The organism is Pseudomonas sp. Pc102 (assembly GCF_018408275.1).
In the GTDB taxonomy this organism is placed as follows: Bacteria; Pseudomonadota; Gammaproteobacteria; order Pseudomonadales; family Pseudomonadaceae; genus Metapseudomonas; species Metapseudomonas tohonis.
This window is the reverse complement of record NZ_AP021905.1, coordinates 6,536,244-6,549,007: the sequence shown is the minus strand read 5'-3', so window position 1 is coordinate 6,549,007 and position 12,764 is coordinate 6,536,244. Positions and strand designations below refer to the sequence as shown.

The following is a 12,764-nucleotide window of genomic DNA, read 5'->3' as shown; positions in this document are numbered from 1 at the left end:
TCTGCCCATAACTGCCTGAACGGGCGATTTCACCCATCACCCGGGTGGGTGATGCCATCACCCGCGCGGGCCTGTGCGGGGGCTTTTCAGGGCGACGAAGGGCGGGCGGGGCGATACGGCCCGGCGGGCTGCTACTTTGCGTGACAGTGGCGGGTGTGTGGACTCAGTCCTGGCCGGCCTGCTGGCGGTAGAGGCGCGCGGCTTCCACCAGCCAGTCGCGGAAGGCGCCCAGGGCGGCGGATTCGACCTTGCGCTCGGGGATGATCAGGTAATAGGCCTTGTCGCTGCGGAAGCTGTGGTCCAGCGCGGTGACCAGGCTGCCGTCGGCCAGTTCGCGCTGGATGAGGAAGGGCGGGATGAGGGCGATGCCCATCTCGTGGGTGGCGGCCTGGGCGAGCATGGAGAAGAGTTCGTAGCGCGGGCCGCTCATGTCACGCGGGACATTGAGGCCGAGGGAGCCGAACCACTGGCGCCAGGCGTAGGGGCGGGTGGTCTGTTGCAGCAACGGGAGGCCGGCGATCTCGCTGGCGCTGAGGCGCGTGCGGCCGCCGAGCAGGCGCGGGCTGCACACCGGCACAGAGTGCTCGTGCATGAGGAAGTGGGATTCGGTGCCCGACCAGTCGGCGTCGCCGAAGTAGAGCGCGGCGTCGAAGGCGGTGTCGGCGAAGAGGAAGGGGCGGGTGCGGTTGGTGAGGTTGACCGTCACTTCCGGGTGCAGGCGCTGGAAGTCGGCCAGCCGGGGGACCAGCCACTGGGTGCCGAAGGTGGGCACCACGGCCAGCTCGATGGCCATGGCGCCCTGCTGGCCCATCACGGCGAGGGTGTCGCGTTCCACGGCATCCAGCTGGGTGGCGATGCGCCGGGAGTAGGCGAGGCCGGCTTCGGTGAGCTTCACGCCACGGCGCGAGCGGCGGAACAGTTCCAGGCCGAGGAATTCCTCCAGCCCGCCGATCTGCCGGCAGATGGCGCTCTGGGTCAGGGCCAGTTCTTCGGCGGCCTTGGTGAAGCTCTGGTGCCGCGCGGCGGATTCGAAGGCGATCAAGGCACTGGTGCTGGGGATCTTGCGGCGCATGCTGTACCTCTGCCTCACAATTGAGTGGCGTAAACGGCGGCTTGTGCGATTTCGGAGTGAGAAATTAGCACAAGAGGGTGCAAAATCCTCGTTTGCCCCTGGCGGCCGGCACTGTCTAGGATGAATGCATACGACAAGACGGGCGCGACCCGTTCCGCATCCACCGCATACCGAGGATTCCTTCATGGCTGCCAAAGCTGCTTTCAACTGGATCGACCCGCTGCTGCTGGACCAGCAACTAACGGAAGAGGAGCGCATGGTGCGCGACAGCGCCGAGCAGTTCGCCCAGGACAAGCTGGCGCCTCGTGTGCTGGAAGCCTTCCGTCATGAAAAGACCGATCCGGCGATCTTCCGCGAGATGGGTGAGGTCGGCCTGCTGGGCGCGACCATCCCGGCGGAGTACGGCGGCAGCGGCCTGAACTATGTGTGCTATGGGCTGATCGCCCGCGAGGTGGAGCGCGTCGACTCCGGCTATCGCTCGATGATGAGCGTGCAGTCGTCCCTGGTGATGGTGCCGATCAACGAATTCGGCAGCGAGGCGCAGAAGCAGAAGTACCTGCCGAAGCTGGCCAGCGGCGAGTGGATCGGCTGCTTCGGCCTGACCGAGCCGAACCACGGTTCCGACCCGGGCTCGATGATCACCCGCGCGCGCAAGGTGGAGGGCGGCTACCGCCTGACCGGCAGCAAGATGTGGATCACCAACAGCCCGATCGCCGATGTCTTCGTGGTCTGGGGCAAGGATGATGCCGGCGATATCCGTGGCTTCGTGCTGGAGAAGGGCTGGGAAGGTCTGAGCGCGCCGGCCATCCACGGCAAGGTGGGCCTGCGGGCGTCCATCACCGGTGAGATCGTGATGGATAACGTGTTCGTCCCCGATGAGAACATCTTCCCCGAGGTGCGTGGCCTGAAGGGGCCGTTCACCTGCCTGAACTCCGCCCGCTATGGCATTTCCTGGGGCGCCCTGGGGGCCGCCGAGTTCTGCTGGCACACCGCGCGCCAATACGTGCTGGACCGCCACCAGTTCGGTCGTCCGCTGGCGGCCAACCAGCTGATCCAGAAGAAGCTGGCCGATATGCAGACCGAGATCACCCTGGCCCTGCAGGGTTGCCTGCGCCTGGGTCGCATGAAGGATGAAGGCACCGCTGCGGTGGAGATCACCTCGATCATGAAGCGCAACAGCTGCGGCAAGGCGCTGGACATCGCCCGCCTGGCCCGCGACATGCTGGGCGGCAACGGGATTTCCGACGAGTTCGGCATCGCCCGTCACCTGGTGAACCTGGAGGTGGTCAACACCTACGAGGGGACCCACGACGTGCATGCGCTGATCCTCGGTCGCGCGCAGACCGGTATCCAGGCGTTCTTCTGATCCGGAGTTGCCACTCCCTCTATATATAGAGGGGGTGGTGCCTGTCCTTCCTTCTCCTTTGGGTGATTCCATGGCCGGTGCCCTTTCGCATATCCGCGTGCTCGATCTTTCCCGTGTGCTGGCCGGGCCCTGGGCCGGGCAGATACTCGCCGACCTCGGTGCCGAGGTGATCAAGGTCGAGCGACCGGGGGCCGGGGACGACACCCGCTCCTGGGGCCCGCCCTATCTGAAGGACGCCGATGGCCGGGATACCAGCGAGGCGGCGTACTTCCTTTCCGCGAACCGCAACAAGCAGTCGGTGACCATCGATTTCACCCAGGCCGAGGGGCAGGCGCTGGTGCGCAAGCTGGCGGCGGAGTCGGACATCCTCATCGAGAACTTCAAGGTGGGTGGGCTGGCGGCCTATGGGCTGGACTACGAATCCCTGAAGGCGATCAATCCGCGCCTTATCTATTGCTCCATCACCGGCTTCGGCCAGTTCGGGCCCTACGCCAAGCGCGCGGGTTACGACTTCATGATCCAGGGGCTGGGTGGGCTGATGAGCCTGACCGGGCGTTCGGATGCCGAGGAGGGAGCCGGGCCGGTGAAGGTGGGGGTGGCGCTGACCGATATCCTCACGGGGCTGTATTCCTCCGTCGCCATCCTCGCTGCGTTGACCGCGCGCGGGACGACCGGGCGTGGGCAGCACATCGACATGGCGCTGCTGGACGTGCAGGTGGCTTGCCTGGCGAACCAGGCGATGAACTACCTCACCACGGGGAACGCACCTCGCCGGCTGGGCAATGCGCATCCCAACATCGTGCCGTATCAGGACTTCCCCACCGCGGATGGGGATTTCATCCTCACCGTTGGCAACGATGGGCAGTTCCGCAAGTTCTGCGAGGTCGCCGGCCACCGGGAGTGGGCCGACGACCCGCGTTTTTCTTCCAACAAGGCGCGGGTGGCGAATCGTGCCGAGCTGATCCCGCTGATCCGCCAGGCGACCGTGTTCAAGACGACGGCCGAGTGGGTAGCGGCGCTGGAGGAGGTCGGTGTGCCCTGTGGGCCGATCAACGACCTGGCGGCGGTGTTCGAGGATCCCCAGGTGCTGGCTCGTGGGCTGAAGGTGGAACTCCCTCACGCGCTCTCCGGGCTGGTTGCCCAGGTGGCGAGCCCGCTGCGTCTTTCCGACACCCCCGTGGAATACCGCCTGGCGCCACCGCGCCTGGGTGAGCACACCGACGAGGTGCTGGCACGCGTGCTGGGCCTGGGCAGCGACGTCATCGCTGCACTGCGTGGGCAGCAGGTGATCTGATCCCTCCATATATAGAGGCGAGTGGCTGATTCCTGACCATTCGAACAAAAGATTCGGCTTTTTTCGAATAGGGGGTTTACACCTGTCCTCGCTCATGTAGAATGCGCGCCTCGCTGAAGCGGAAAGCTCTGCTGAAGCGAGTAAGTTGTTGTAAAGAAAAGAAATTTTCAAAAAACAACTTGACGCAGTGCCGGGGCGATGTAGAATGCGCCCCTCGCCGAAGAAGACGAAGTCAACTGAAGCGCTAAGTTGTTGAGTAGAATGAAAAATTCTTCGAAAAACAGCTTGACAGAAGGAAAGGCTGCTGTAGAATGCGCGGCCTCGGTTGAGACGAAAGGCTTGATCGAAATTGCTCTTTAACAACTTGAATCAAGCAATTCGTGTGGGTGCTTGTGATGTAAGACTGGTAGTCGACTGATTATCAGCAACACAAGTAACACTCGTGAATTCGAGAGTTTATTTGCGATTGCTGAGCCAAGTTTAGGGTTTTCTCAAAACCCAAGCAGTATTGAACTGAAGAGTTTGATCATGGCTCAGATTGAACGCTGGCGGCAGGCCTAACACATGCAAGTCGAGCGGATGAGTGGAGCTTGCTCCATGATTCAGCGGCGGACGGGTGAGTAATGCCTAGGAATCTGCCTGGTAGTGGGGGACAACGTTTCGAAAGGAACGCTAATACCGCATACGTCCTACGGGAGAAAGCAGGGGACCTTCGGGCCTTGCGCTATCAGATGAGCCTAGGTCGGATTAGCTAGTTGGTGAGGTAAAGGCTCACCAAGGCGACGATCCGTAACTGGTCTGAGAGGATGATCAGTCACACTGGAACTGAGACACGGTCCAGACTCCTACGGGAGGCAGCAGTGGGGAATATTGGACAATGGGCGAAAGCCTGATCCAGCCATGCCGCGTGTGTGAAGAAGGTCTTCGGATTGTAAAGCACTTTAAGTTGGGAGGAAGGGCAGTAAGTTAATACCTTGCTGTTTTGACGTTACCGACAGAATAAGCACCGGCTAACTTCGTGCCAGCAGCCGCGGTAATACGAAGGGTGCAAGCGTTAATCGGAATTACTGGGCGTAAAGCGCGCGTAGGTGGTTCAGCAAGTTGGATGTGAAAGCCCCGGGCTCAACCTGGGAACTGCATCCAAAACTACTGAGCTAGAGTACGGTAGAGGGTGGTGGAATTTCCTGTGTAGCGGTGAAATGCGTAGATATAGGAAGGAACACCAGTGGCGAAGGCGACCACCTGGACTGATACTGACACTGAGGTGCGAAAGCGTGGGGAGCAAACAGGATTAGATACCCTGGTAGTCCACGCCGTAAACGATGTCGACTAGCCGTTGGGATCCTTGAGATCTTAGTGGCGAAGCTAACGCGATAAGTCGACCGCCTGGGGAGTACGGCCGCAAGGTTAAAACTCAAATGAATTGACGGGGGCCCGCACAAGCGGTGGAGCATGTGGTTTAATTCGAAGCAACGCGAAGAACCTTACCTGGCCTTGACATGCTGAGAACTTTCCAGAGATGGATTGGTGCCTTCGGGAACTCAGACACAGGTGCTGCATGGCTGTCGTCAGCTCGTGTCGTGAGATGTTGGGTTAAGTCCCGTAACGAGCGCAACCCTTGTCCTTAGTTACCAGCACGTTATGGTGGGCACTCTAAGGAGACTGCCGGTGACAAACCGGAGGAAGGTGGGGATGACGTCAAGTCATCATGGCCCTTACGGCCAGGGCTACACACGTGCTACAATGGTCGGTACAAAGGGTTGCCAAACCGCGAGGTGGAGCTAATCCCATAAAACCGATCGTAGTCCGGATCGCAGTCTGCAACTCGACTGCGTGAAGTCGGAATCGCTAGTAATCGTGAATCAGAATGTCACGGTGAATACGTTCCCGGGCCTTGTACACACCGCCCGTCACACCATGGGAGTGGGTTGCTCCAGAAGTAGCTAGTCTAACCGCAAGGGGGACGGTTACCACGGAGTGATTCATGACTGGGGTGAAGTCGTAACAAGGTAGCCGTAGGGGAACCTGCGGCTGGATCACCTCCTTAATCGAAGACATCAGCTTCTTCATAAGCTCCCACACGAATTGCTTGATTCACTTGCGAAAAGCGATTGGGTTGTTAGACCCGAGAGTAAGACGATTGGGTCTGTAGCTCAGTTGGTTAGAGCGCACCCCTGATAAGGGTGAGGTCGGCAGTTCGAATCTGCCCAGACCCACCAATTGTCATGGGCGTGGCAGGTCTTCGAGGGGCCATAGCTCAGCTGGGAGAGCGCCTGCTTTGCACGCAGGAGGTCAGGAGTTCGATCCTCCTTGGCTCCACCATCCACTCTTAAATCGCTGAAAGCTCAGAAATGAGTGCCTTGAGAATGGCATTGATTTCTGGTCTTTGCGCCAGAACCGTTCTTTAAAAATTTGGGTATGTGATAGAAGTAGACTGATTAATCTCTTTCACTGGTGATTAATCAAGTCAAGGTAAAATTTGCGAGTTCAAGCGCGAATTTTCGGCGAATGTCGTCTTCACGTTAGAGACAATAACCAGATTGCTTGGGGTTATATGGTCAAGTGAAGAAGCGCATACGGTGGATGCCTTGGCAGTCAGAGGCGATGAAAGACGTGGTAGCCTGCGATAAGCTTCGGGGAGTCGGCAAACAGACTTTGATCCGGAGATCTCTGAATGGGGGAACCCACCTAGGATAACCTAGGTATCTTGTACTGAATCCATAGGTGCAAGAGGCGAACCAGGGGAACTGAAACATCTAAGTACCCTGAGGAACAGAAATCAACCGAGATTCCCTTAGTAGTGGCGAGCGAACGGGGACTAGCCCTTAAGCTTCTTTGATTTTAGCGGAACGCTCTGGAAAGTGCGGCCATAGTGGGTGATAGCCCTGTACGCGAAAGGATCTTAGAAGTGAAATCGAGTAGGACGGAGCACGAGAAACTTTGTCTGAATATGGGGGGACCATCCTCCAAGGCTAAATACTACTGACTGACCGATAGTGAACCAGTACCGTGAGGGAAAGGCGAAAAGAACCCCGGAGAGGGGAGTGAAATAGAACCTGAAACCGTATGCGTACAAGCAGTGGGAGCCCACTTTGTTGGGTGACTGCGTACCTTTTGTATAATGGGTCAGCGACTTATTTTCAGTGGCGAGCTTAACCGAATAGGGGAGGCGTAGCGAAAGCGAGTCTTAATAGGGCGTCTAGTCGCTGGGAATAGACCCGAAACCGGGCGATCTATCCATGGGCAGGTTGAAGGTTAGGTAACACTGACTGGAGGACCGAACCGACTACCGTTGAAAAGTTAGCGGATGACCTGTGGATCGGAGTGAAAGGCTAATCAAGCTCGGAGATAGCTGGTTCTCCTCGAAAGCTATTTAGGTAGCGCCTCATGTATCACTGTAGGGGGTAGAGCACTGTTTCGGCTAGGGGGTCATCCCGACTTACCAAACCGATGCAAACTCCGAATACCTACAAGTGCCGAGCATGGGAGACACACGGCGGGTGCTAACGTCCGTCGTGAAAAGGGAAACAACCCAGACCGTCAGCTAAGGTCCCAAAGTTATGGTTAAGTGGGAAACGATGTGGGAAGGCTTAGACAGCTAGGAGGTTGGCTTAGAAGCAGCCACCCTTTAAAGAAAGCGTAATAGCTCACTAGTCGAGTCGGCCTGCGCGGAAGATGTAACGGGGCTCAAACCATACACCGAAGCTACGGGTATCACGTAAGTGATGCGGTAGAGGAGCGTTCTGTAAGCCTGTGAAGGTGAGTTGAGAAGCTTGCTGGAGGTATCAGAAGTGCGAATGCTGACATGAGTAACGACAATGCGAGTGAAAAACTCGCACGCCGAAAGACCAAGGGTTCCTGCGCAACGTTAATCGACGCAGGGTTAGTCGGTCCCTAAGGCGAGGCTGAAGAGCGTAGTCGATGGGAAACAGGTTAATATTCCTGTACTTCTAGTTACTGCGATGGAGGGACGGAGAAGGCTAGGCCAGCTTGGCGTTGGTTGTCCAAGTTTAAGGTGGTAGGCAGAGTGCTTAGGTAAATCCGGGCGCTTAATGCTGAGAGCTGATGACGAGTCGTCTTTTAGACGATGAAGTGGTTGATGCCATGCTTCCAGGAAAAGCTTCTAAGCTTCAGGTAACTAGGAACCGTACCCCAAACCGACACAGGTGGTTGGGTAGAGAATACCAAGGCGCTTGAGAGAACTCGGGTGAAGGAACTAGGCAAAATGGCACCGTAACTTCGGGAGAAGGTGCGCCGGTGAGGGTGAAGGACTTGCTCCGTAAGCCCATGCCGGTCGAAGATACCAGGCCGCTGCGACTGTTTATTAAAAACACAGCACTCTGCAAACACGAAAGTGGACGTATAGGGTGTGACGCCTGCCCGGTGCCGGAAGGTTAATTGATGGGGTTAGCGCAAGCGAAGCTCTTGATCGAAGCCCCGGTAAACGGCGGCCGTAACTATAACGGTCCTAAGGTAGCGAAATTCCTTGTCGGGTAAGTTCCGACCTGCACGAATGGCGTAACGATGGCGGCGCTGTCTCCACCCGAGACTCAGTGAAATTGAAATCGCTGTGAAGATGCAGTGTATCCGCGGCTAGACGGAAAGACCCCGTGAACCTTTACTGTAGCTTTGCACTGGACTTTGAGCCTGCTTGTGTAGGATAGGTGGGAGGCTTTGAAGCGTGGACGCCAGTCTGCGTGGAGCCATCCTTGAAATACCACCCTGGCATGCTTGAGGTTCTAACTCTGGTCCGTCATCCGGATCGAGGACAGTGTATGGTGGGCAGTTTGACTGGGGCGGTCTCCTCCTAAAGAGTAACGGAGGAGTACGAAGGTGCGCTCAGACCGGTCGGAAATCGGTCGTAGAGTATAAAGGCAAAAGCGCGCTTGACTGCGAGACAGACACGTCGAGCAGGTACGAAAGTAGGTCTTAGTGATCCGGTGGTTCTGTATGGAAGGGCCATCGCTCAACGGATAAAAGGTACTCCGGGGATAACAGGCTGATACCGCCCAAGAGTTCATATCGACGGCGGTGTTTGGCACCTCGATGTCGGCTCATCACATCCTGGGGCTGAAGCCGGTCCCAAGGGTATGGCTGTTCGCCATTTAAAGTGGTACGCGAGCTGGGTTTAGAACGTCGTGAGACAGTTCGGTCCCTATCTGCCGTGGACGTTTGAGATTTGAGAGGGGCTGCTCCTAGTACGAGAGGACCGGAGTGGACGAACCTCTGGTGTTCCGGTTGTCACGCCAGTGGCATTGCCGGGTAGCTACGTTCGGAAGAGATAACCGCTGAAAGCATCTAAGCGGGAAACTCGCCTCAAGATGAGATCTCACTGGGATCTTGAATCCCCTAAAGGGCCGTCGAAGACTACGACGTTGATAGGTTGGGTGTGTAAGCGCTGTGAGGCGTTGAGCTAACCAATACTAATTGCCCGTGAGGCTTGACCATATAACACCCAAACAATCTGACGATTGTTGTTATAAGGTGAAGTCGACTTAGCCGAAAATTGGCCAGAACTTGCAAAGCCTTATCACATACCCATTCGGGGTCGCGTCCCAGACGATACCCCAACCGAATTGCTTGACGACCATAGAGCGTTGGAACCACCTGATCCCATCCCGAACTCAGTAGTGAAACGATGCATCGCCGATGGTAGTGTGGAGTTTCTCCATGTGAGAGTAGGTCATCGTCAAGCACCTATACCAAACCCCCGATCTTCGCAAGAAGGTCGGGGGTTTGACTTTGCGCCTGAGAAAATCCGCCGGGCGATGTGAGGTGTCTGCGGCGCTGGCTTGGAACAACCCTTGATCCAGCCAGGTGCAGCGGCACAGCTCGCCGGGGCGACTGTAGGGGCGACTTGCGCTGCCAGGCAGATCTTAGGGCTGCTATTTCGATGGACCCTCATGGTTAACCTTGGAACAGCCCACGGAAAGAAGTCCGGGCTATACAGGCAGTGTGATCGACAGGAACTGCGCGCAACAAAAAGGCCACCCTAGGGTGGCCTTTTGCATTTATGCAGCAGAAGAATCAGTCGCCGCGATACTCACACCCACTGGTGCAGGTCTCATGGATGCGCACCCGGCTCAACTCCCGAAGTGTTGCCAGATCCACTTGGCTCCAACCAGGAGATATCTCAGGCAGATGAGCAGCCAGTCCCTCAAGTCGCTTTTCCCAATCGCCCTCTCCGCAAATTGGATGAGTTAACGGGCGTCCCTCGCCGCTCCCCACCCACCAGCCCGGATAACCAGGCCAGCACCATCGAACCGCCAAACAAAAAGCCACCCGCAGGTGGCTTCACTTCAACAATCAATCATTGCGGCGGTAGCGGTACGGATTTGATCTTCAACTCCTTCTCCGCACTGTTGATGCGTTCCGGCAGCGTGGGTACCCCCTTCGCGATGTCCTGGTCGGCATAACGCAGCTGGCGCTCCCGGATGAAGTTGTACTTGCCTTCGGTCAGTTGGTCGGCATGGTCGAAGTCATTGATGATGGTCGGCTTGATGAACACCATCAGGTTCTTCTTGTTCACTTCCTTGCGGTCACTGCGGAACAACTGCCCGATGATCGGGATCTTGCCCAGGAAGGGTACCTTGTCGCCCGAGTCCCTCACCTCGTCCGAGATGAGGCCGCCCAGTACCAGCGTCATGTTGTCCTTGATGAGGACCCGCGTTTCCACCGAACGCTTGTTCGTCACGATGTCCGCGGCACTGGTGTCGTTGGTGACGCTGGATATCTCCTGGTAGACGTTCAGGGTCACCGAGTCCCCTTCGTTGATCTGCGGCTTGATCTTCAGGGTGATGCCCACGTCCTGCCGCTCGATCGTCTGGAAGGGGTTGGTGGACGGGTTCGAGGCGCTGGTCGAACTGCCGGTAACGAAGGGCACGTTCTGGCCGACCACGATCTTGCCTTCCTCGTTGTCCAGGGTGACCAGGTTCGGCGTCGAGAGGATATTCATCGAGTCGTCGGTGGACAGCGTACGGATCAGCGCCCGGAGCGAGCCGTTGCTGTAGAAGCCCAGGCTCAGCCCGGCATCCAGCTTGGCCGGGTTGCCGCCCGGGAAGGAGTCGATCGCATTGCCCTTGAGCGACGACTTGAAGCCACCGAAGAAGCCGTCGCCGCCGATGGCCCCGTCCGAGGTCTTCCACTGCACGCCCAGCTCGTTGACCTTGTTGTCCGAGACTTCGACGATCACCGCCTCCACCAGCACCTGCGCCCGGCGGATGTCCAGCCGCTGCACCACCCCTTCGACGGTCTTCATGATTGCCGGCGGCGCGCTGATCACCAGCGCGTTGGTGGTGTCGTTGGCCTGGATGGAAATCTCCGCCCCGCTGATGCCCACGTCCTTGTCCTGCTTCTGCAGGCTGGTGGCCACGTTCTGCAGGATCTGCGCGACCTCCGACGCCTTCAGGTAATGCAGGTAGATCACCTGGGTGTCGCGGATGATGTTCCCCGGGCGATCCAGGTTGGCCAGCACATCGCGCAACTGCTGGCGCTTGCTCGGGTCGCCGGAGATCAGAATGCTGTTGGTGCGCTCATCCACCGACACGCTCATCTTGCTCGCGCCCTCGGCACCGCCGCCCTGGGGCACCAGGTTGCCAAGCATGCTGGAGAGCTCCTTGGCATTGGCGAACTTCAGCGGGATCACGTCGATCTCGAATTGCCCGGCCCGGTCGATCTCGGACACCAGCTTCAGCAGCTGGTTGATGTTGGAGGCCCGGTCGGAAATGATCAGCGCGTTGCTGTCCGGGTAAGCCGCCAGGTGCCCCACCTGCGGCACCATCGGCCGGAGGATGTTCACCAGTTGCGTCGCCGGCACGTGCTGCGTGCGGATCACCCGCACCACCTGCTGGTCATCGTTCAGCGTGTCGTCGTCCACCAGCGGCACGCCGCTCTGCTTGGCGTTGGCGTCCGGGATGACCTTCACCGCGCTGTCCGACTCGATGGCGGAGAACCCGTGCACCTGCAGCACCGACAGGAAGACCCGGTACGCCTCCTCCGGCTTCATCGACTCGTTGGAAATCACCGTCACCTTGCCGGTCACCCGCGGGTCGATGATGAAATTCTTGCCGGTCGCCTTGGCGATCCACTCGATGAAGGAGCGGATGTTGGTGTCCTGCATGTTGATCTTCACATCGCTGGCCGCCACGGGCGCCTCGGCCGCCACCGGTTTGTCCTCGGCGTGGGCGCTGGCGAAGGGGACGAGCAGGCACAGACTGAGCAGCAGGCACGACGGGGCTCTGGTGGACACTTCTCTCACTCGACTACTTGTTCTGCGCGAGCTTGCGCTGAATGTATTGCTGGTAAGCGGTGGGTACGCCGCCCTGGCTCGCCACCGCCGGCTCCGGTGCGGCAGGCAGTGAACTGGCCAGGGTGTCGGTCACCGGTTCGATGTTCTGGGCGACGGGCATGGGGCTTTCCGGCGCCGGGCTGCTGCCGGGCATCTCGCCGAAGCCGCGGAAGCTGATCTGCTCCAGCTTGCCATTGCGCTTGAGCGTGATCCGGTGGCTTTCGATGCGCTGCACGGCGATGCCGGGGCGCACCTCTTCACCCGGCTTGAGAATGAGGGTGCGATCGCCGTCTTCCAGGATCACCGTGCTCTGCTCGGCGGGCGCCATGAAGAAGATCGCCGACACCTGCAGGTCCAGGTTGCTCTCGGGCAGCTTCTCGAGCGCTTCGGCCGCCACCGATTCGGCTTCGGCGCTGGACCCGAACAAACCGAGCAGCCCCCTGCCGAGCGGCGTCGGCCCGTCCTGCGGGCCGGGCTCGTTCATCGCGCTGGGCGCCAGCACCGGCGGTTGCAGCGCAGCACGCAGCTGCAGGCCGTGCCAGGTCAGGGCGGCGAGCATGAGAAGGGAGCACAGGGACAGCGCCGACAGCTTTACCGCGCGTGTGGCTGCGAGCTGGGTCAGCGTGTGAAGGATGGTGGCCATGGACTCTTCCCTGTGATGGCGCGGCAATACTATCCATTGCTCTATCGGGTGCAAAGCCGGGTCAGGACGGGTGGTGACGGATGATGGCGATATTTGACGCCG

General features: G+C 58.8%; 5 protein-coding genes, 2 tRNA genes, 3 rRNA genes and 1 pseudogene. 7 read left to right on the top strand and 4 right to left on the bottom strand.

The window, feature by feature from the left end; all coding sequences use genetic code 11:
- Window positions 1-163: 163 nt before the first annotated feature.
- A complete protein-coding gene (locus PHLH3_RS29625; protein ID WP_213627267.1) occupies window positions 164-1,072 on the bottom strand; it encodes a LysR family transcriptional regulator in 909 nt (302 codons plus the stop codon).
- A gap of 184 nt (window positions 1,073-1,256) precedes the next feature.
- Here PHLH3_RS29625 and PHLH3_RS29620 point away from each other — a divergent pair, with 184 nt between their 5' ends.
- From PHLH3_RS29620 to rrf, 7 genes are all read left to right on the top strand, one after another.
- Entirely contained in the window at window positions 1,257-2,438 is a 1,182-nt protein-coding gene (locus PHLH3_RS29620) for an acyl-CoA dehydrogenase (protein ID WP_213627265.1), read from the top strand.
- Window positions 2,439-2,508: 70 nt separating this feature from the next.
- Window positions 2,509-3,732, top strand: a complete 1,224-nt coding sequence (locus PHLH3_RS29615) for a CaiB/BaiF CoA-transferase family protein (RefSeq protein ID WP_213627263.1) — start codon at window positions 2,509-2,511, stop codon at window positions 3,730-3,732.
- A 510-nt stretch (window positions 3,733-4,242) separates the two neighbouring features.
- Window positions 4,243-5,779: ribosomal RNA gene (locus PHLH3_RS29610) — 16S ribosomal RNA — on the top strand.
- A 95-nt stretch (window positions 5,780-5,874) separates the two neighbouring features.
- Window positions 5,875-5,951 (top strand) — tRNA-Ile (locus PHLH3_RS29605).
- Between the two features lie 27 nt (window positions 5,952-5,978).
- Window positions 5,979-6,054: transfer RNA gene (locus PHLH3_RS29600), tRNA-Ala, on the top strand.
- Between the two features lie 234 nt (window positions 6,055-6,288).
- Window positions 6,289-9,180: ribosomal RNA gene (locus tag PHLH3_RS29595) — 23S ribosomal RNA — on the top strand.
- A 131-nt stretch (window positions 9,181-9,311) separates the two neighbouring features.
- Window positions 9,312-9,427: ribosomal RNA gene (gene rrf / locus PHLH3_RS29590) — 5S ribosomal RNA — on the top strand.
- Together the 16S, 23S and 5S rRNA genes with 2 tRNA genes alongside form the textbook arrangement of a ribosomal RNA operon.
- A 332-nt stretch (window positions 9,428-9,759) precedes the next feature.
- Here rrf and PHLH3_RS30835 read toward each other — a convergent pair.
- The 3 genes and pseudogenes from PHLH3_RS30835 to PHLH3_RS29580 all read right to left on the bottom strand — a co-directional run.
- Window positions 9,760-9,828 (bottom strand): annotated as a pseudogene (locus PHLH3_RS30835) (6-carboxytetrahydropterin synthase QueD); the annotation flags it as partial.
- Window positions 9,829-10,042: 214 nt separating this feature from the next.
- Entirely contained in the window at window positions 10,043-11,980 is a 1,938-nt protein-coding gene (gene gspD, locus PHLH3_RS29585) for a type II secretion system secretin GspD (RefSeq protein WP_213627261.1), read from the bottom strand.
- 13 nt (window positions 11,981-11,993) lie between these two features.
- Window positions 11,994-12,662 carry a type II secretion system protein N gene (locus PHLH3_RS29580; RefSeq protein WP_213627259.1) on the bottom strand — a complete coding sequence of 223 codons (669 nt, stop codon included), beginning with the start codon at window positions 12,660-12,662 and terminating at the stop codon, window positions 11,994-11,996.
- Window positions 12,663-12,764 lie beyond the last annotated feature (102 nt).